The organism is Corynebacterium sp. CCUG 69979, assembly GCF_024454095.1.
Classification (GTDB): domain Bacteria; phylum Actinomycetota; class Actinomycetes; order Mycobacteriales; family Mycobacteriaceae; genus Corynebacterium; species Corynebacterium genitalium.
The window spans coordinates 113,353-133,029 of the sequence record NZ_JAGPZA010000004.1; the positions used below are offsets into that span (position 1 = coordinate 113,353).

Consider the following 19,677-nt stretch of genomic DNA (forward strand, 5'->3'; position numbering starts at 1 on the left):
TAGGCGCGCTATATCAGCACCGCACCGAAACCGTAACCCAGCAGGACAGAGAGAATGTTGCACACTGTGCCCGGAATGATGAACGGGTGGTCAAAGACGTATTTTCCGATCCGCGTGGAACCGGTGTCGTCCATCTCCACTGCCGCGAGCAGAGTTGGGTATGTAGGCAAGACGAACAGTGCGGACACTGCCGGGAACGCGGCGACTGCAGTCAGCGGGCTGACTCCAATGGCAATAGCCGCCGGCATGAGCGCCTTCGCGGTGGCTGCCTGGGAGTACAGCAGAGATGCCGCAAAGAAAAGCACGACCGCCAGCAGCCACGGTTGCGACTGCAGCACGCTTCCGGAGATGTCCTGGATCTCGTCGATGTAGTGGTTGATGAACGTCGTGCCCAGCCATGCGACACCGAGCACACAGACCGCCGCCGACATTCCGGAGCGGAACACCTGAGTGTTCAAGACCTGCGCGGCGTGCTGCTTTGTCACCATGAGAATGATGGCCGCGGCCGCCAGCATGATGGTCATGATCGCCTCATTGCGCGGGATCGTGGGTTCAGCGATGAGACCGACTTGATCGGAAATGATCGTCGCGTACACCATGACTACGACAATGGCGACGAGGAAAATGATCACAGATGTTTTCGCGCCCTTTGTCGGTGCGTAACCGGTCTGCGAGGCGGGAGGCTTGACCAAGCCTTCCTCGAGTCGCTGGCGGTAAACAGGATCGTCTACAAGGTCCTTGCCCATTCGGTTGGCCAACCATGCCGTGGGAAAGATGGCCAGGAATGTTGCAGGAATCATCACACCGAGCAGCTGCAGGTAACCCACGCCGTGAGGCTCAAGCAGGTCTGCCATGAAGACCACAGCGGCCGAGATCGGTGAAGCGACAATGGCCATCTGGGAAGCGATGACCGCCACCGTCAGGGGGCGCGACGGCCGGACCTTGCCCTCCTTCGCCACCTCCACAATGACGGGCAGCGTGGAGAACGCGGTGTGGCCGGTTCCGGCTAGGACGGTCATGAGCCAGGTGACAATCGGCGCGTACAACGTCACGCGCTTCGGGTCGCGGCGGAGGAACTTCTCCGCCAGATACACCAGGTAGTCCATTCCGCCGGCGAGCTGCATCGCTGAAATCGCAGCGATGACGCACATGATGATGCCGATGACATCGAAGGGAATGTCTTCGGCAGTGACCTGCATGCCGGTCAGGCCGAGCGCGATAACGCCCAAACCTCCGGCGAAACCGATAGCGATGGAACCCAGGCGGGCGCCCAAAATGATGGCGCCGAAGAGGATGATGAGCTGAAGCACTAACAGCACAACGGGGTCCTTTCTCGAGCACAGTGAGAGCTCTGTTGAGTTGCGATACCCCCAGTATGCGACGCAAAAGACCGCCCTACCAGGCTGGTAGAGCGGTCAGAGGCGGATTGTGGCGAGGCTAACCCCCGTTTGCGTCTCACTCCAGGTAGAGCTTGCCGCGGAACTCCGGGTGCATGAGGTTTTCCTTGGAGAGAATCTTGTCGAGGGTTTCTTCGTCGAGAAGCTCCTTCTCCAGCACGAGCTCGCGCACACCGCGGCCCGTCTCGGCGGCCTCCTTGCCGATCAGGTCACCATTGTGGTGGCCGATGAACGGGTTGAGGTAGGTGATGATGCCGATGGAGTTCTCCACGTAACCCTGGCAGACGTCCTTGTTGGCGGTAATGCCAGTGACGCACTTCTCACGCAGCGTCTTCGCGGCGTTGCGCAGCAGGGAGATGGACCCGAACAGGCTGCGAGCGATGACCGGCTCCATCACGTTGAGCTGGAGCTGGCCAGCCTCGGCAGCCATAGAGACGGTGACGTCGTTGCCGAACACCTTGAAGCACACCTGGTTGACCACTTCGGGGATGACCGGGTTGACCTTCGCGGGCATGATCGAGGAACCAGCCTGGCGCTCCGGCAGGTTGATCTCATTCAGGCCGGCGCGCGGGCCAGAGGACAAAAGGCGCAGGTCGTTACAGATCTTCGACAGCTTCATGGCTGCGCGCTTCAGGGCGGAGTGAGCCATGACGTAACCGCCGGTGTCACTCGTTGCCTCGATGAGGTCCGGGGAGGTGGAGATCGGCAGACCAGTGACCTCGCGCAGAGCGGCGGTGACTTGGTCACGGTAGCCGCCCGGAGTGTTCACGCCGGTGCCGATTGCGGTGGCGCCCAGGTTGATCTCCAAAAGCGAGTCCGCTGCCTGGCGCAGTCGGTCCTGCTCCTCCGCGAGGTTGGCACCGAAGGCAGTGAACTCTTGCCCCAGAGTCATGGGGACAGCGTCCTGCAGCTGGGTGCGGCCCATCTTGAGGATGTCGTGGAACTCATCGCCCTTGGAACGGAACGCCTTCTGCAGTTCATCCAGTTCCTCGATGAGGCCCTGGAATGACTGGTGCAGGCCCAGGCGGAAACCAGTCGGGTACGCGTCGTTCGTGGACTGCGACATGTTGACATCGTCGTTCGGGTTGATGACGTCGTAGGAACCCTTCGGGTGACCCAGGAGCTCGAGCGCAAGGTTGGCCACGACCTCGTTGGTGTTCATGTTCACCGAGGTGCCCGCGCCGCCCTGGTAGGCGTCGATGGGGAACTGGTCCATGCACCGGCCGTCGTGAAGAATCTGGTCGCATGCGGCGATGATCGCGTCAGCCTTGTCCTTCGGCAGGGTGTGCAGACGGCGGTTGGCCATCGCGGCGGCCTTCTTCACCATGACCATGCCGCGGACAAAATCCGGGTAGTCCTGGATCTTGGCGGACGAGATCTGGAAGTTGTCGATCGCGCGGATCGTGTGCACGCCGTAGTACTTGTCGTCGGGAACGTCGACGGTACCGAGCAAATCTTCTTCTGTTCTGTAGCCCATACGTGCCCAGTGTAGCCAGATTTAGATTCGCGCGATCTTGAGCTCCGAGGCGAGGATAGCTTCAGCACCAGCTGCGGCGAGACGGTCCATGAGTAGGTTCGCTTCCTTGCGCGGAACCATCGCGCGCACGGCGACCCAGTTCTCACGCTGCAGCGGGGAGACCGTCGGCCCGGTCAGCCCCGGGGTGATGTCCACCGCGGACTGAAGATTGTCGCGCGAGACGTTGTAGTCGAGCATGACGAAGTTGTGCGCCGTGAGAATACCGCGGATGCGCGAGAGCACGATCTCATCTTCTACGGTCAGCTCACGCCCGGTGCGCTTGACCACGATTGCCTCGCTTGCCACAATCGGCTCCCCGAACGGGGCAAGCCCCTGTTGGTGCAGCGTGGCACCGGTGGAGACCACGTCGGCAATAGCATCAGCCACACCGAGCTTGATGGCGATCTCTACTGCACCGTCGAGGCGGATCACTTCAGCGTTAATGCCACGGTCGGCGAGGTAGTCGGCCGCCAAGTGCGGGTAGGAGGTCGCCAGGCGCTTGCCCTCAAGGTCTGCAATGGTCATGCTCTCGGCCACATCGGCGGGCGCAGCGAAGCGGAAGGTGGAGCCACCGAAACCGAGGTCGAGGATTTCCTCGACGTCCGCACGCGAATCGAGCATCAGGTCGCGGCCGGTGATGCCCAGATCAAGGTGGCCGCCGGCGACATAGATGGCAATGTCTTTCGGGCGCAGGAAGAAGAACTCGACTCCGTTGGCTTCATCGACGATGTTGAGAGCCTTTGTGTATCCGCGGCCCTTGTAGCCAGCTTCTTTGAGGATGCCGGTCGCAGCCTCAGACAGGGAGCCCTTGTTGGGCACGGCGATCTTGATCATGGGGGTGTCAGGGCTCCTATTAGAGGTATTTGTAGATGTCATCCGGGGTCAGGCCGCGGTGAACCATCATCACCTGCGTCCAGTAGATCAGCTGGCTCATCTCCTCGGCGAGTTCCTCGTCGGACTGGTACTCGGAGGCGGTCCACACCTCACCGGCTTCTTCGAGGATCTTCTTGCCGATGAAATGCGCACCCTTGTCCAGAGCCTCCACCGTGCCCGAACCGGCCGGACGCTCGGCTGCTTTGGCGGTCAGTTCCGCGAAAAGATCCTCGAAGTTTTTCACGCGAGTTACTTTATCCGATCCCGGGCAGCGCTGAACCATGCGGACACATCGTGTGCATCGGCACCGACGAACTCGGCTGGGTCAAACCGCACCACACCTTCCGGGACGTCTTCGGCAAGCCCAAACACAACGCACCCAGCCGTGGCGGCTGCGGACATACCGGCCCAAGAATCCTCGAAAACGAGGCAATCGACGGGATCCTCCCCCACGATCTCGGCAGCACGCAGGTACATGTCCGGCGCCGGTTTCGGCTGGGCCACCTCATCACCGGTGACAGAGTCGACGAAGAACTCACGGCCGACGATGTCAATGCAGTAGTCCGCCAGTTTGCGTTCCGTGTTCGTGGTCACGAGCATCCGCATCCCCGCGCCCTTGAGAGAGGCGAGAAAGTCGCGCACGCCGGGATTCGGCTCCACATCGCCGGCGAGCAATTCGCCCATCCGCTGGTACATCCAGGACCGGTAACGGTCATAATCACCGTCGACAAGCTCGACTCCCGCCCACTCCGCGCACACGCGCAACGTGTTCGCAAAGGCACCGCCGACTGTCTCTTCGCGCTTTTCTGCGCTTAACCTGCGGCCAAGCAGCTCTGAGAGCTCGTAGGTGGCAATGCCCCACAGCGGCTCAGTGTCAACCATCGTGCCGTCCATGTCCCAGAACACGGCCTTCGGCGACGTGCTTGGTGTGCGGCTAGTCAAGCTCGGGAAGGGAGTTGAGTGCTTCGTCGTCCGCGCCGGTGGCCGCAGCCGCGCGGTACGCAAGGTCCTGCAGGTCCGACTTCTCCTCCGGCTCCAGGACAGCTTCAGCGTGCTTGGCGTTGAACTCGTCGAGCTTGGCAAAGAACGGTTCCACGACCGAGTTCAGCTTCTCCCCGTCCGGGTCGTCGCCGATGATCTCCAGGGCGTCGAGGTACTTCTCGATGAGCTCTTTCAGGTCCGGCAGGACTGCCGGGTCAAACGGCTCCTCCCACAGTTCCTTATCGCTGTCCTGCAGGTACGAACCGGTTGCAAACGTGGTCAGGTCGTCGATGAACTCGTCGACGTCGCTCTGGAACTGATCGCGGATTGTCATACCCGCTATTGTGGCGCAGTTTCGCTACACCCGCACGCCAAGCAAGCCGTCGAGTGCAGCTGCAACGATCCCGTTGTGGTCACCGTGTGCTGCGTCCACAATGCGCAGCGCCTCTGTAGTGTTCAGGTCGTCCGCGAGAGCAGCACGCAGCTTATCGACGGTACCTACCGCCTCGTCTTCGCTGACCTCATTCGTGAGAGCTTCGCGCCAATTGGCCAAACGCTGCTCCGCCTGGTCCAAGACGGCGTAGGAGAAGTCGCGGTCGTCACGGTAGTGGCCGCCGAACACCGCGACACGGATCGCGGACGGGTCGTGCCCTTCTTCGCGCAGCTTGTGCACGAAGACGAGGTTGCCCAGCGACTTAGACATCTTCACCCCGTCGAGCGCGATCATGCCGGCGTGGACGTAGTGGCCGGCCATGCGCGGGACCGCGTACGCGGCCTCAGCGTGGGCGGCCGAGAACTCGTGGTGCGGAAAAGCTAAGTCAGAGCCGCCGCCTTGAATGGCGAACTGTGTTCCCAAACGATTCGTCGCAATAGCGGAGCACTCGATGTGCCATCCTGGCCGGCCTGCACCGAAGCGGGCCTCCCACGCCGGTTCGCCCTCACGGTGGCCGCGCCACAGCAGCGCGTCGAGCGGGTCGCGCTTGCCTGTACGCTCCGGGTCGCCGCCGCGCTCGGCGAAGTACTCCTCCATCGTGGCGCGGTCGAGGTTGGACTCGTAGCCGAACTGCTCGGTTGCTGTGATGGGCGCGTAGATGTCGGTGACGGGGTGGTCACCGGAGTCGTCGACAAGCTCATACGCACTGCCGTTGTCCAGCAGCGTCTGCACCATTGCGATGACCTCATCGACGGATTCCATCGCGCCGATGTAGTCGCGCGGGGGGATGACGGACAGGATCTCCATGTCGGTGCGGAACAGGTCGGTCTGGCTCTGACCAAGTTCGCGCCAGTCCACCCCGTCGCGCTCGGCGCGCTCGAACAGCGGGTCGTCGACGTCGGTGATGTTCTGGACGTAATGGACACTGTGGCCGTTGGCGTTCAGCTGGCGGTGGACCAGATCAAACGTGAGGTACGTCGCTGCGTGGCCCAGGTGCGTGGAGTCATACGGAGTGATGCCGCAGACGTACATCCCAATCTCACCACTGCTGGTCGTATCCGTGGTGTCAACCTCCTTGATCCGCTGGTCAGCGGTGTCGAAGAGGGTCAATGGGACAGGAGTTCCGGCGACGGCGGGGACGGAGGGCGCGGGCCAAGAGTGCATGGGGTCAGCCTACAAGACAGCCGTGGCTACGAGCGCTACACCGGCTGCATGACGCCGGTGGCCAGCAGGATCATCACGATCACGCCGAGCGGGATGCGATACGCCGCGAACCACGCGAACGAGTGGTGCGAGACAAACCGCAGCAGCCACGCAATCGAGATGTAGCCGAGCACAAAGCCGATACCCGCACCGACGAAAAGCTGAATACCGGAGGCGGCTTGACCGGCCTGGGGGTCGAAGGCGTCGGGAAGCGAAAACAGCCCCGAGGCCAGCACTGCCGGAATCGCAAGCAGGAAGCTGAAGCGTGTGGCCACCTCGCGGTCGAGGTTGAGGAACAGACCACCGGAAATCGTGCCGCCGGAGCGCGACACGCCCGGGATGAGCGCGAGGCACTGCCACAGGCCCATGATGATGGCGTCTTTCATGGTCAGCTCGTCGAAGCCGCGCGTCTTGCGGCCCTTGCGCTCGGCGAGAATGAACACGAAGGAAAAGACGATCAGTACCGTCGCGGTGATCCACAGGTTACGGAAGTTCTCACGGATCAGGTCTTTGAGCAGCACGCCTGCTAGCCCAACGGGAATAGTGCCGGCAATGACCATCCAACCCATCCGGTAGTCGAAACCGCGCTTGCTCTTGTCGACGAGCCCAGCGAACCAGGCCGTCAGAATCCGCCAAATGTCCTTCGCGAAGAACACGAGAACGGCCAGCTCTGTGCCCAGCTGGATGACGGCGGTGAAGCTGGCGCCAGCGTCTTGGCCCCAGAACAGTTCGGAGACAATCCTCAGGTGCCCAGAGGAGGACACGGGCAAGAACTCGGTCAACCCCTGGACGATCGACAGAACGATGACCTGAATCCACGACATGTTTTCGGCTGCTTCAATCACGGAGCACAACGATATACCCTCCGCGGCTGAATACCGGCAATCATGGCGCACGGCCAGCAGATTGGTGGCGGTTGGCCAGTTGCTAGGCTGACAACCGTGAAAAAGCGTGTGTTCTTGCCTGTTGTTGTCTCTGCCAGCCTGGTTTTGACCGGCTGCACCCAAGGTATGATCGAGCAGGGCGAGGAGCAGATGGACACCATGGGCAACGCCGAGCCCGTGGCCTCACCAGAGGCTACTGACCCGGCGGGTGAGGTCATCGACTTCGACCCGATCCAAGACATCGATCTCGTGCCGGCAACGCGCACCGATACCGAGATCAAAGACGGCGGCCTTGGTGTGCGGGCTGGCGACAAACTGCTCGTCGGCGACATCGACATGCTCACCTCCGGCAATGCGCGGGAAACCGCAATCGATCCCGACGCCGCGGACATCTCGGCGAACGCTGGCAAGTTCGCGGTTGCGCGCGCGGACCACAACGAGGTCGAACTGGTCGACCCTTCTGCCCCGAGTAACCCGAACACAATCGTTCCCGTTGGCGACGACGTGACTGTTGCTGCTCCCCTCTTCGGCGGCGGCATCATCGCTGGTTCCGACACGGAAGAACGCGTCTGGATCTACGCCGAGGACGGCACCGAGCTAGATACCTTCAAAGTGGCCCGTCCGTCCGACTACCTCCTTGCGCAGGAGCAGACGGACGACGCTGACCGAGTCGTGCGCATCAACCGCTTTGACACCACCATCCAAGACCTTCACGTCGAAGGGCACCAGGGCGGCACACTGCGTGTTGGATTGGGCGTGGGCAAAGTCGCCTTCGGCGAAAACGGCATGGTGCTGGCTGCCGATGCCACCGGCAACCGCATGCTGGTCTACACCACGGATGAAGTCGTCCGACTACACCAAATGGTGCCTACCGACGGCGGCCCCTGGGATGTCGCGTGGGACTCGAAGCGCCGTCTTGCCTGGGTGAGCTCCACCGAGACCAACACGGTCACCGCCTACGACCTTTCCCAGGGTGTACCCCTGGAAAAGGGGAAGCTGAACACTGTTGCTGATGCTCAAAGCCTCATAGCACTGGAAGACGGCTCACTCGTGCTCGGCTCCGCCTCAGGCGACGGGCTGCAAGTCATCGATCCGGCTACTGTCGATAGTGCCACCAACTAAAAGGAGACCGCTGTGAGTGCCTACGACCGTCTTCTCAAGGTCATGTTCCTACTCCCCCCGGAGCGTATCCACGGCATCATCAGTGGCTCGCTCACGCTGTTGAATGCGGTCACCCCAGCCAACCGCGGCATGGAAAAACTCGTCCGCGTTCATGATCCCGTGCTCAAGCAGACGCTTTTCGACGTCTCCTTCCCCGCCCCACTCGGCCTCGCCGCGGGCTTTGATAAGAACGCCACGGCCATCGACTCGTGGGGGGCAATCGGCTTTGGATACGCCGAGCTGGGCACCGTTACCCCGCGCCCGCAGCCAGGCAACCCGGCCCCGCGCCTGTTCCGTTTGCCCGCCGACAAAGCGATTTTGAACCGCATGGGCTTCAATAATGAGGGCGCGCTCGATGTGGCCCGCAGGTTGGAGCGCAAGCACTCCAACGACGTTGTTGGAATCAATATCGGCAAAAACAAGACCTCCACGGATGCTGTCGCCGACTACCGCACTGGTGCCTCCCTGCTCGGTCCACTTGCTGACTACCTAGTAGTCAACGTCTCCTCCCCCAACACACCCGGCCTGCGTGACCTGCAGGCCATTGAGGAACTGCGCCCCATTCTCGCCGCAGTGCAGGAATCGACCGACACCCCGGTCCTGGTGAAGATCGCCCCGGATCTTTCCGACCAGGATGTCGATGCCGTCGCCGACCTCGCCCATGATCTGGGTCTGGCAGGCATTGTGGCCACCAACACCACGATCAGCCGCGAGGGGTTGAAAACCGACGCGGACGAGGTCGCTGCGATGGGGGCTGGCGGGGTTTCTGGTGCGCCCGTCGCAAAGCGCTCGCTCGAAGTGCTCAAGCGGCTGCACGCGCGTGTCGGCGGGAAGCTCGTGCTCGTGAGCGCGGGCGGCATCTCTACCCCTGAACAGGCGTGGGAGCGCATCGCGGCTGGTGCTCACCTGCTGCAGGGCTACACCCCGTTCATCTATGGCGGGCTGGGATGGATCCGCGACATTCACAAAGGACTTGCCGCGCAGGTGAGAGCGCACGGGCTAAGCAACATCAGCGAAGCCGTCGGCAGCGGTCTCGAGTGGAAGGCCTAAGCGGCGGCTGAACGGCGCAGAATGAGCGCGCAGATGATAGCCATGCCGGCCCACAGGAGAAGCCAGTAGGTCTCGGTGGTGAAAACGGTGGTCGTCTTCGGCGTGACCACCGACGCAAGGATGAGCACTGAAGTCAGAGCCAGTGCGATGACGCGTGTGAGGGAGCCCCGTTCTTCGCGTGTGAATGCGCCGAAACTGCCGAAGAGCAAAGCGGCAACACACAGCATTAAGTCAGACGGAGTGAACGTGAAAACGCTGTCTCCGGAGATGAACGCCATAATGGCGAGGATGATCAGGACAACGGCCAGAGCCATGAAGGCACCGCCGACACGGAGCTGAACGGGGACCATGCCGGCGACCTTACCTCACGGGGGTATGCTGCCCAGCCGCGTGCGGTGTGTTGGCTAGATCTTGAACGAGTATGGGTTCACGCCCTCTGGAAGCGTTGCACAGGGACTCCACAGTGTAATTGTGAGCATCGGCAAATCGTCCGGGCGGTCAAGAGACGAAATGATGGCCGCTCCGGCGCCCAGTGTTCTTGCGGAATAAGCGCTTGCAACTCACGCTGGATGGCCACCGACTTCTCCTTGGCCTCCTGAATAGTCGGAGTTTCAGGCGGCGCAAGAGCCGTAGACGACTCAGAAGGCGCAGACAGAGATGGCACCAGCACCTCCCTCATGCTGCACCCGGCAAGAAGCGCCGGAAGCAGGCACAGCACTGGAAGAACCTTCGCGCGCAATGCTTAGTTCTCGTACCAGCCCCACACGATGGCGCGGCCAAGTGCATGGAAGTTCAGGTTGAAGCCGAGTTGCGTTGGGTTGGCGATCTCGTCGACAGGCAGCTCAGTGTCCACGGCGTGGACAGCGTAGAGGTAGCGGTGCGGGCCGTGCCCTTCCGGCGGGTTGGCACCGTAGTAGCCCTTGATGCCGGACGAGCCGGTCAGGGTCGTCGCACCGACACCGAGGTCCTCCTTGGAGCCAACGCCCGACGGCAGTTCTGCGACGTCAGCCGGGATGTTGAATGCCGACCAGTGCCAGAAGCCCGATGCGGTCGGGGCATCCGGGTCAAAGCAGGTCACCGCGAACGTCTTCGTGCCTTCCGGGAAACCGGACCACGCCAGCTGCGGGCTGGTCGCGTCATCGCCAGCCAGCTTGTCGTCCAGGCGCTCACCATCGACGATGTCGGTCGACGTGAGCTCGAAGGCCGGCACGTCAGCCAGCGGTGCGTACGGATCGGGGCCGGGGAAACGGTCTTGGTCATAAGAAGCAGTCATAGCTCCTTTGTACCGGTAACTTCCTATCCTGCACACGATCTCGTCCGCGGCTAGCTCGGCACCGCTCTATGCAAACGTGCATCTACCATGCGATTTGCTCCCCGTGCGACGCACGCCTTATAGTCTTACGAGTGCCCGGCCACCCGGTTATCCTGGTGGCCGATAACACCCAAAGCCCGGGTGGCGGAATGGCAGACGCGCTAGCTTGAGGTGCTAGTGTCCTATTAACGGACGTGGGGGTTCAAGTCCCCCCTCGGGCACCCTTGACCGGCTCCCCCGAGGAGCCGGTTTTCACGTTTCAGGAGGCTTTACATGCGCGACCCTCGCCGCATCGCAGCTCTCCTCGTGGCGGCTATTGCCTTCGTTACGCTGTGGATGCTTCTTGACGTCCCGGACCTGGCCACTCTTCGCGCCTGGGCCGATCAAACCGGCCCCTGGTTCCCCGTCGTTTTCTGGCTTTTGTACATCCTGATCACGCAATTTCCAATCCCCCGCACCGTGATGACGATTTCAGCTGGCATCCTCTTCGGAACCGTGCAGGGCATCCTTCTCGCGCTCACAGCGACCACAGTGGCCGGCACGATCTCGCTGCTCATTGTGCGCTTTCTGCTCCGCGACTGGATTGAAGCCCGGCTGACGCACCCGTCGGTTCTGGCCATCAATCAACGGTTAGAGGAACGAGGATGGCTAGCTATCCTCAGCCTCCGGATGATCGCAGGAATCCCGTTCTCCATCCTCAACTACACCGCCGCACTCACCCGTGTGCGCGTGGTTCCGTTCACAGTGGCCACGCTCATCGGCTCCGCACCGGGCACGATCCTGGTCACCATCTTCGGTGACACACTTACCGGTGAGGCGAACCCTGTTTTCATCGCGATCATGGCGGTGCTTGCGGTTGCCGGCCTCGCCGGTCTGCTTATCGACGCCCGACTCCCCACCCGTCAATCCCCTACCCTAGACCACTAGCTTTAGCGGGTAGAATAGACCGCATGATTGCTGTCCACGCCCGCTACCGCGGCCGCGACACCCGCCGCGCCCAATTGGTCAAGCGCTCCGCCGAGGCACTGTCCACCCTCGATGGTGTCGGCAGCTTCGATGTCGTCGGTGTGGAGGACATCCGCGCACACGTGGATGGCGCCGAAGCCGCTTGCATGCTGATTATGGCACTTCTATCCGACGGCGACTGGGCGATCGGACTGGGGATCACCGCGGAATCATCCGCAGTAAGCCCCGCTGTCTATGCCGCAACGGACGCGGTGGGCAACCGTCCGGGAACTGTCAGCGTAGTAGTGGAAGCCGGATCCGCCGACGCAACCGGTGCTGACGACATCGCAGCCGCTTTTGCGCTCTTGAGCCACGTCCTTGCGAAGCGCACCCTTGAGGGCCGCGAAGCAACCTCCCTAGTGCGCTCAGGACTGAATCAGAACGAGGCAGCCGAGGAGCTCGGCATCTCTAAACAGGCGATGAGCCAGCGGCTCCAGGCCGCCGGCTGGCAGGCCGAGCAGGCTGGGTGGCAGCTCGCCGTGAACCTGATCAGCCGCGCTGCCAGCTAGTTGCAGCTAACTATTGGTGGCCCGGAAAACCGGGTTGACCGGGCTGACCGGTCAGCGGCTGCTCGTAGGCTACCTGCGGGAACTCTTGCTGTTGGGGCTCCCCTGGCATCGCCACCGGGCGGGAAGCACCGTCACCAGACGGGCCAGCCGGGTCGTCGTTACGCTTCACTCGCGAGCTGATCGCCGGCTTTTCGCGCTCTTCCTGCTCGTCGAGCGGAGAGTCCACCGGCTTATTGGCCACAGCGCGGGCTTCTGCCACGGCACGGGCGATCTCCGGGTCCTGGGCGGTCTCGAACCATTGGTCGGTGTCTTCGCGGCCGGCGAGGTCCTTGGTCTCTTCGTCGACAAGCGCCGCCTCGTAGCGGAAGACCCCGTCGTCGTCCTTCTTCGCATAGGCCTTCGCAAACTGCTCCAGCGCGTCGCCGAACTGCGACGGAATCATCCACATCGACGAGCCCTTGCCCTCGGCAATCTGCGGCAGCTTGTCCAGGTACTGGAACGCGAGCAGCTCGGGAGTAACGCCAGAGGTCTTGATCGCGGCGTTGACCTTCTGAATTGCGCGGGCCTCACCCTGCGCATTGAGGTACTTCGCGGCGCGCTCACCCTCAGCACGCAGGATGGTGGCCTGGCGCTCGGCCTCGGCTGCGAGAATCGCGGCGTGCTTCTCACCCTCCGCGGCGAGGATGCGTGCCTGCTTCTCACCTTCTGCAGTCTTAATGTCGGACTCGCGGCGACCCTCGGAGGTGAGGATCATCGCGCGCTTTTCACGGTCCGCCTTCATCTGCATCTCCATGGACTGCTGGATGGACGGCGGCGGATCAATCGCCTTGAGCTCCACTCGGCTAATGCGCAGGCCCCACTTCGCAGTCGCTGCGTCGAGCTCACCACGCAGGCGGCGGTTAATCGTCTCGCGCGAGGTCAGGGTCTCTTCCAGCGTCATACCGCCGACAACGTCGCGCAGGGTTGCGGTGGAAATCTGCTCCACACCGACGATGTAGTTGTCCACGCCGTAGATCGCGCGGGCGGGGTCGTTGATCTGGAACGTCACTACCGTGTCAATCGCCACGGTCAGGTTGTCCTGGGTGATCACGGCCTGCGGAGGGAAGGACACAACGCGCTCACGCGTATCGACGCGCTCACGCACCCGGTCCACAAACGGGACCAAGAGCGTGATTCCGCCCGACACGGTGCGGGTGTAGGTTCCCAACCTTTCGATGACGGCAGCTTCGCCCTGCGGGATCAACGCGATAGAGCGGAAGATGACGAAGATGATGAAAAGGAAAAGGACGATGAGAAAGATCGTCAACGGCATGGCTATTCCTTCCAGACGACGGCCGTTGGCCCGTCGATATCAGCAACAATGACGTGTTCACCCGCCGCGATGACATGGGCGGGGTCAATGGCCCGGGCAGACCAGATGGAACCGTCGAGACGCACTTGGCCGCTCGACGGAGTGATGTCTTCCAGCACGTGCGCTCTCGATCCAACGAGCGCTTTCGGGGATGTGTCGAGCGCGCGCGGCTTCGAATACCGACGGTGCAGCCAGGGCTTGAGGAACAGAATCAACGCGGCCGACGACAGCCCGAAGATGACAATCTCAGCCCACACCGGCAATCCAAACAGCGACGCCCCCGCGGTAACCGCGGCACCTCCGGCGAGCATGAGGAAAGTGAACTCACCGGCCGCAAGTTCAAGACCGGCGAGAACAAGTGTGCCGATAAGCCAAATAACTGTTCCCACGCTCAAAAGACTACAGGTCTTCTTTGCTCAGCTCCGGGTTAGTTACAAAGTCGACGAGTCTCTCCACCGCACCGATCAAGGTGTGGTCAATGTCGCGGAAGGTCTCCACCGCGTTGTACACGCGATTCCACCCTTCGCGCGGGTCGGACCATCCCAACCGCCGGCAAATGCCGGTCTTCCAGTCTTCGCTTTTAGGCACGTCCGGCCATGCGCGCATGCCGAGCTTCTCCGGTTTCACCGCAGCCCAGATATCCACGTAGGGATGACCGGTGACCAGCACGTGCGGCCCGACATTCGCGACGAGCCGGGACTCCTTCGACCCCTCGATGAGGTGATCCGCCAACACACCGATGCGCCGGCCGGGGCCGGGCTGGAATTCCTCGAGCCGCTGCGGGAGATTATCCAGTCCCTCCAGGAACTCGACCACGACACCTTCAACCCGCAGGTCGTGCCCCCACACCTTTTCCACAATCGCGGCATCGTGCACGCCCTCGACCCAAATGCGCGACGGCATAGCCACCTTCGCTTGCACGTTGTCCACGCGGCGCGAGCCAGAATTCGACTTGCGCGGCTCCTGCTTGACGACGGGCCTGCCCAACGTCACCCTCTCCCCCTCCACCAGAAACGCTCCGGGCAGCATTTTGAACAACCGCTGGGTGCCCCGGCGGTCTTCGAGGCGGACGAAATCCCCGTCGTAGGTCCGCTCGAGTCCAACGACGGCCCCGACGAACTCGTCCGGGTCGCCGAAGACCTCCGCGATAACGTCCGGAGTTGCCTCCACGGTGCGGAACGTCCGCGGTTTTTTACGGTCGTGGCCAGCGAAAATATCGCCGCCATAAGGATCATGGGATGGGCTCATAGTGGCCAAGAGTGTAGCCGATCCATTCTGTCTGATCGGGGCCCCACGCTATACTTCTCCGGCGTGAATGCCCGCACTGAAGTCTATTCTCCACTCCAGAACGCAGCTGTCTGGTTGGCTGCGTGGCTCTATGGGCACGAGTCCACTGACGCGCTCGTGTCGGCGCTGACGGACCTCGGTGGGGACCACCACTATGCCGGCCAACCGCTGGCCCACCTGTTGCGGGAGATCCGTTCCGAAGCCGACCTGGATACAGAAGGGCCAGCAGTCCGCCTCATCCTATCCGGACCTGGCCAACCGCCGGAGTTGCCCGCCGGTTCGCCAGCGGCAGCGGCCCTTGGTGAAGCCGGTGCGGTGGTCATCCGCGGCCACGCAGGGGCGAACCACATCCTGATTCCCGAATATGGCGATAACGGCACGCAGTGGCGCTGGTTCGAGGAGCACGAGCGCCTGCCTGAACCGGCCTGGCTCTCCCCCGGCGAGGCGGATGCGCTTCTCTCCCGCGCCACGAACGAAGCTGCGGTCCTCATCGAGGCGGCCGGGGGTATCCGGTCAGATCTGCCCAACCCGCGTTTGACGGTGGGGACACTGGCAGACTTCTACGACACCCCGGGGTTGCCCATGCGAACCCCGCCGCGTGCGGCCAAACTGTTCGCCCGGGCGGATGCGGTTGCGGCGGTGGTGGAGACGGTCGTCGATACGCTAGGCGACCATTCATTTGACCCGCACCTGTTCGCCCTGTGGCGCCACATCCGCACGGCGCGCATGGCCGGTGTCGCCGACGCTGTGCTCGACTACCAGCGCGGCGACTAAAGCAGGCTTAGCTCTGCGGCTGGGGACGCTGCGGGGTGCAGCAGCCTTCCTTACACGGCGCGCCATTGAGCGTGCAGCCCTGAACCGTGATCGTGGACAGCGTCTTCGGTTCGGTCCCGGCGGCGGTGTTTTCCACGAGATCGAGGACGAGGTTGGCGAATTCCGGCTCGAGTCCGACCGTCGGCGTACGAGTCAAGGTGATGCCGCGCTCATCGCAAGCTTCTTTGAGCTCAGTGTCGAGATCCCAGATGACCTCCATGTGGTCGGTGATGAAGCCCACCGGCACGCAAATGATGTGCTTGATCGAGCTGTCTTCATCATGCAGCTCTTCGGTGCGGTCGACCACGTCCGGCTCCAGCCACGGCGTAGCCGGGTTACCGGAGCGGGACTGCCACACGACCTCGTAAGACGGCAGGCCGGCAGCCTCAGCGATCAGCCGGGACGCCTCCTCGACCTGGCGCGAGTACAGGTTGACGTCGGTCGGGCCACCGGAAGCGTCATCAGCCGCGTTGGGAACAGAGTGCGCAGTGAACAGCACGCGCGTGGTGGCCTGGTCTGCGGCCTCCCACGCCTGGCGGACATGGTCGGCCATGAGCGAGACGAAGGTCGGGTGACCGTAGAACTGCCACAACTTCGTGAACTCGATGTCGCCGTGGGACTCGCGCAGCTTCACGATGTCTTCGTCATACTGGCGGCACGCCGAGTACCCACCCCAGGCCGAGGTGGCGAAGACAGCGACATTACGGTGGCCGTCCGCCTTGATCTCATCGGCCGCTTCCAATGCGAACGGGCGCCAGTTGCGGTTGCCGAAGTAGACAGGAAGGGTTTCGCCTCGCCGCTCAATCTCCGCCTCAATATTGGAGATGATCGTGCGGTTCTGCTCGTTGATCGGGCTCACACCACCGAAGTTGAAGTAGTGCTCACCGACCTCAGCGAGGCGCTCGCGGGGAATGCCGCGGCCTTTGGTGACATTCTCGAGAAAAGGAATAACCTCGTCCTCCCCTTCGGGGCCACCGAAGGAAAGGACGAGGAGGGCATCAAAATCACTCAGGGACATAGAGCCCAGTCTAGATCACGTGGGGGTGGGCACGGGCTAGATCAGACGGACCGCGTAAGGAGCCATACCGCTGTGGCGAACCGGGGACTTCTGCACGTTCGAGCCGTTCTGCGGTGCCTCGAGCATCATGCCGTCACCGAGGTAGATGGCCACGTGCTGGTTGCCGCCGTCGCCCCAGAACAGCAGGTCACCGCGCTCAGCTTCGGCGGCAGGGATCTTCTCGCCGCGCTGGTACTGGTAGCCGGTGTAGTGCGGCAGATCGACCCCAGCACCCGAGTAGGCGTAGAGCACCAGACCGGAGCAGTCATAACCCGCCTGCCCCGTGTGCGCGCTCACACCGTCGGGGATACCGGTGGTCGGGCCGTTGGCGTCGCCGCCGCCCCACACATACGGAGTGCCAATCTGCGATTCACCGCGCGCAATCACAGCCTCGATCTGGTCCTCACGGGCCGTCGCAGCCGCCGGCTGCTCTGCGCCACGGATCTCCTCAGTCGCCTGCGCAGCGTCCATGACCTCAGGCAGCACCTCGGCGACCGAGGTTCCGTTCTCTTCATCTGCTGCAGCGACAGCGTTGTCCGCCTCTTCGCTTGACGACGTCGACGCGATCTCGCGGTCACCCTCCGAGTAAGGATCGTCGAACACACCGTGGTCAGGCTGTGCTTCCCCAACAGCCTGAGCGAAAGCGTCGACAGCCGCTGCTACCGAATCCGGGTTGGACAAGTCACCCAGGACCGGGCGACTCGGGCCGGCAGGCGCTTCCTCCACAGTCACGGAAGCCTCAGCAGGCACTTCAATTTCAGCAGTCTCGGATACGTTAGCGTCACTCTCCCCAGTTTCGGAGCTCTCCTCCACCGGGGTTTCCTCCACCGGGGTTTCCGCAGCAGCCGGCTCCGGCGTTTCTGTATTCTCCGCATCCGGGGTCACTGAAGTTTCGCCGTCAGCGGTCTCGGACGCATCTGCCGACTCGAGAGTCTCCGCGGCTTGTTCCGTTTCCTCAACGGGTGTAGCAGAGCCGGACGGAATTTCACTCTCGTTCGCTCCCTGAGGGGCCGCGGTCTCAGACGCAGCTTCCGGACGCAGCTCGCCCAACGCTTCCCGCGCAGTCGAGAGATTCTCGTGCGCGTCATCGCGAAGCCCAAGCTGCTCGTTCAGAGAAGACAGCGAGTTCTGCAAAGTTTGTCGAGCCTCGGACTCCGCAGTGGTTGCTGCGCGCTCACGCTCTTCGGCAAGCTTGCTGGCTTGACGCAGCGTCGATTCCTCGTTCGCCGCTTGGGTACGCATCCGCTGCAGCTCCTCGAGCGTCGCTCGCTTGCCCTCAGATTCCTTCCGCAGATACGTCTGACGGTCAAGGGAGTCCTTACGTGCATCACCGTTGGCCTGAACACGTGCGCCGCCGCCATTACTAGACCGGTAGGCGGAACGGGAGATTTCGTCCAGCTCCGACTGTGCGCGCTCAACATCGACCTGGGTCTCGTTGAGACGGTCGCGTGCCGCAGAAGCACCGCGGCGGGCCTGCTCAGCAAGCGATTGAGCATCGTGGAGATCAACCAGCGCTTGGTTGACTGACTCAGCGAGACCGCCGATCTCCAGATTGAGTCGATCGATCTCGGCCTCGCCTTGAGAGATCTCAGAGATAATCGAGGGCACGGGCGTGTCCTGAGCGACAGCGGTCGTCGACGAGCTGGCGATGGACAGGGTAACTGCGCATGCTGCGGCCGGGACGACGCTCCGGAAACGGAAACGAGTCCACGACGCCTGCGCGGAACGAACGGTGAATCCCACGGAGGTATTCCTCTCACCGCACAACCCACCGTGCAGCGGGCGGTCGCGCCGAACTTAGTCGGATAGCCACGCGCGGCACACTGGGCCAGACAGTCAAGTCTGACGTGCGGACGATTGAATGGTCACGGATGCGAACCCGCGGGAATGAACGCGGCCCATCGGCGCTGCATGGCGTAACAAGAGAGAGCTCACGGGAGCGCCGGGACTTCTTCCTGGCGCTTCCGTCAACTCCAATCCTTGGCGTGCTTCCCCACATGCCCGAATCGAGTTTCCGTTTCCGGATCTGTTACGTATGCGTTTGATGTAACTGCGATCAGCCCACGAGCTGACATGGAAACCATAAGTCACTTAATTAGTCTGTTGCACAACCTTTACCAATTTTCACACTGGTCAAGGCGAATCTCATGACTGTTACTTCTGCACACCCTGCGGTTTTAGCCGCGGAAACTATTTATGTGACGTCGGTCACGTTCGCGCCACAACCGTTAACACACGCCTCAAAAGAAAGAATTAGACACGCCGGGACGCTTTGCTAGACAAGCCAGATAACTTGACTAACGGTGCCCACTATCGTCGCTGTCGCACCACCGAGAAGAACGTCATGAGCACAACTACCGCCACGATGGCCGCCAGAACGAGAAAGACAACAACCCACGGAGGCGCGAACCCGTCGGCTTCAGCGGCGAATGCCTCCAGACCAACGGCGTAGTCGGGCTCGCCCACCATGGCCAATTGCCCGCTTTCAATCTCGGCGCGTGAAAGAGAATTACTCACTGCAGCCGCCGAATTGGGCGTGCGCACCACGACCGTGTCCAATCCAGTGACATTCTGGAGATCCTGCGCGATGTCCCGCAGGTCCCCCGGTCGCTCTGGTGTCGTCTCCAGCACCACGACGCCGATGTCGCCCACATCCGCCGCACCCGCCGCATCGATATTGCCCATTGCTCGGGTGAGATCCGCGGCCAGGGACTCGTTCACCGGATTGTCCGTGCCGAAAGCGACCCGTCCGTCACGCAGTTGGGCGGACAGCGCATCGAGGTCAGCTTCGGGGTGCGGCATGGTTGTCAAGGGTAGCGGTGGGAAACGTCGATAAGCGTGACGA

The 19,677-nt window shown here is 62.4% G+C and carries 21 protein-coding genes and 1 tRNA gene; 6 read left to right on the forward strand and 16 right to left on the reverse strand.

Annotated elements, in window-relative coordinates:
• Positions 1-8: 8 nt before the first annotated feature.
• From KBX18_RS04185 to KBX18_RS04220, 8 genes are all read right to left on the reverse strand, one after another.
• Entirely contained in the window at positions 9-1,319 is a 1,311-nt protein-coding gene (locus tag KBX18_RS04185; RefSeq protein ID WP_370687222.1) for an anaerobic C4-dicarboxylate transporter, read from the reverse strand.
• Positions 1,320-1,455: 136 nt separating this feature from the next.
• Positions 1,456-2,874, reverse strand: coding sequence for an aspartate ammonia-lyase (aspA, locus tag KBX18_RS04190; RefSeq protein ID WP_255994925.1), 1,419 nt, complete (start codon positions 2,872-2,874; stop codon positions 1,456-1,458).
• 21 nt (positions 2,875-2,895) lie between these two features.
• Positions 2,896-3,747: an ATP phosphoribosyltransferase gene (gene hisG, locus KBX18_RS04195; RefSeq protein WP_005290136.1), complete on the reverse strand. Its 852-nt coding sequence runs from the start codon at positions 3,745-3,747 to the stop codon at positions 2,896-2,898.
• Between the two features lie 19 nt (positions 3,748-3,766).
• The gene (locus tag KBX18_RS04200; protein WP_255994926.1) at positions 3,767-4,030 is read right to left on the reverse strand and encodes a phosphoribosyl-ATP diphosphatase; all 264 of its coding nucleotides are present in this window, start codon (positions 4,028-4,030) and stop codon (positions 3,767-3,769) included.
• Between the two features lie 5 nt (positions 4,031-4,035).
• Positions 4,036-4,728, reverse strand: a complete 693-nt coding sequence (locus tag KBX18_RS04205; RefSeq protein WP_255994927.1) for an HAD family phosphatase — start codon at positions 4,726-4,728, stop codon at positions 4,036-4,038.
• The gene (locus KBX18_RS04210; protein WP_005290130.1) at positions 4,721-5,101 is read right to left on the reverse strand and encodes a hypothetical protein; all 381 of its coding nucleotides are present in this window, start codon (positions 5,099-5,101) and stop codon (positions 4,721-4,723) included. The genes KBX18_RS04205 and KBX18_RS04210 overlap by 8 nt, the downstream gene beginning before the upstream one ends.
• 24 nt (positions 5,102-5,125) lie before the next feature.
• Complete coding sequence (mshC, locus tag KBX18_RS04215; RefSeq protein ID WP_255994928.1) at positions 5,126-6,364, reverse strand: cysteine--1-D-myo-inosityl 2-amino-2-deoxy-alpha-D-glucopyranoside ligase; 1,239 nt, start codon at positions 6,362-6,364, stop codon at positions 5,126-5,128.
• 35 nt (positions 6,365-6,399) lie between these two features.
• Complete coding sequence (locus tag KBX18_RS04220) at positions 6,400-7,227, reverse strand: undecaprenyl-diphosphate phosphatase (RefSeq protein ID WP_255994963.1); 828 nt, start codon at positions 7,225-7,227, stop codon at positions 6,400-6,402.
• 117 nt (positions 7,228-7,344) lie between these two features.
• Here KBX18_RS04220 and KBX18_RS04225 point away from each other — a divergent pair, with 117 nt between their 5' ends.
• Positions 7,345-8,409, forward strand: a complete 1,065-nt coding sequence (locus tag KBX18_RS04225) for a hypothetical protein (protein WP_255994929.1) — start codon at positions 7,345-7,347, stop codon at positions 8,407-8,409.
• A gap of 12 nt (positions 8,410-8,421) precedes the next feature.
• A complete protein-coding gene (locus KBX18_RS04230) occupies positions 8,422-9,498 on the forward strand; it encodes a quinone-dependent dihydroorotate dehydrogenase (protein WP_255994930.1) in 1,077 nt (358 codons plus the stop codon).
• Here the strand turns inward: KBX18_RS04230 and KBX18_RS04235 are convergent.
• Entirely contained in the window at positions 9,495-9,848 is a 354-nt protein-coding gene (locus tag KBX18_RS04235) for a hypothetical protein (protein WP_255994931.1), read from the reverse strand. The genes KBX18_RS04230 and KBX18_RS04235 overlap by 4 nt on opposite strands.
• A 392-nt stretch (positions 9,849-10,240) precedes the next feature.
• Entirely contained in the window at positions 10,241-10,771 is a 531-nt protein-coding gene (locus KBX18_RS04240; RefSeq protein WP_255994932.1) for a YbhB/YbcL family Raf kinase inhibitor-like protein, read from the reverse strand.
• Between the two features lie 174 nt (positions 10,772-10,945).
• On the opposite strand from KBX18_RS04240, the gene KBX18_RS04245 reads away from it, so the two are divergent.
• From KBX18_RS04245 to KBX18_RS04255, 3 genes are all read left to right on the forward strand, one after another.
• Positions 10,946-11,031 (forward strand) — tRNA-Leu (locus KBX18_RS04245).
• A gap of 52 nt (positions 11,032-11,083) precedes the next feature.
• The gene (locus KBX18_RS04250; RefSeq protein WP_255994933.1) at positions 11,084-11,737 is read left to right on the forward strand and encodes a TVP38/TMEM64 family protein; all 654 of its coding nucleotides are present in this window, start codon (positions 11,084-11,086) and stop codon (positions 11,735-11,737) included.
• 23 nt (positions 11,738-11,760) lie between these two features.
• Positions 11,761-12,324, forward strand: coding sequence for a MarR family transcriptional regulator (locus KBX18_RS04255; protein ID WP_255994934.1), 564 nt, complete (start codon positions 11,761-11,763; stop codon positions 12,322-12,324).
• Between the two features lie 10 nt (positions 12,325-12,334).
• Here KBX18_RS04255 and KBX18_RS04260 read toward each other — a convergent pair whose 3' ends face one another.
• The 3 genes from KBX18_RS04260 to KBX18_RS04270 are packed head-to-tail and all read right to left on the reverse strand — an operon-like array spanning position 12,335 to position 14,923.
• Positions 12,335-13,636, reverse strand: coding sequence for an SPFH domain-containing protein (locus tag KBX18_RS04260; protein WP_255994935.1), 1,302 nt, complete (start codon positions 13,634-13,636; stop codon positions 12,335-12,337).
• A gap of 2 nt (positions 13,637-13,638) precedes the next feature.
• Positions 13,639-14,064 carry an NfeD family protein gene (locus KBX18_RS04265; protein ID WP_255994936.1) on the reverse strand — a complete coding sequence of 142 codons (426 nt, stop codon included), beginning with the start codon at positions 14,062-14,064 and terminating at the stop codon, positions 13,639-13,641.
• Between the two features lie 10 nt (positions 14,065-14,074).
• Complete coding sequence (locus KBX18_RS04270; protein WP_255994937.1) at positions 14,075-14,923, reverse strand: DUF3097 domain-containing protein; 849 nt, start codon at positions 14,921-14,923, stop codon at positions 14,075-14,077.
• A gap of 63 nt (positions 14,924-14,986) precedes the next feature.
• Between KBX18_RS04270 and KBX18_RS04275 the strand changes: the two genes are divergently transcribed.
• Complete coding sequence (locus KBX18_RS04275) at positions 14,987-15,736, forward strand: hypothetical protein (protein ID WP_255994938.1); 750 nt, start codon at positions 14,987-14,989, stop codon at positions 15,734-15,736.
• Positions 15,737-15,743: 7 nt separating this feature from the next.
• Here KBX18_RS04275 and KBX18_RS04280 read toward each other — a convergent pair whose 3' ends face one another.
• From KBX18_RS04280 to KBX18_RS04290, 3 genes are all read right to left on the reverse strand, one after another.
• Entirely contained in the window at positions 15,744-16,793 is a 1,050-nt protein-coding gene (locus tag KBX18_RS04280; RefSeq protein WP_255994939.1) for a ferrochelatase, read from the reverse strand.
• Between the two features lie 36 nt (positions 16,794-16,829).
• Positions 16,830-18,575 carry a DIP1281 family NlpC/P60 protein gene (locus tag KBX18_RS11850; RefSeq protein ID WP_255994940.1) on the reverse strand — a complete coding sequence of 582 codons (1,746 nt, stop codon included), beginning with the start codon at positions 18,573-18,575 and terminating at the stop codon, positions 16,830-16,832.
• Positions 18,576-19,142: 567 nt separating this feature from the next.
• Positions 19,143-19,634 carry a DUF6676 family protein gene (locus KBX18_RS04290; protein ID WP_255994941.1) on the reverse strand — a complete coding sequence of 164 codons (492 nt, stop codon included), beginning with the start codon at positions 19,632-19,634 and terminating at the stop codon, positions 19,143-19,145.
• Positions 19,635-19,677: the final 43 nt, after the last annotated feature.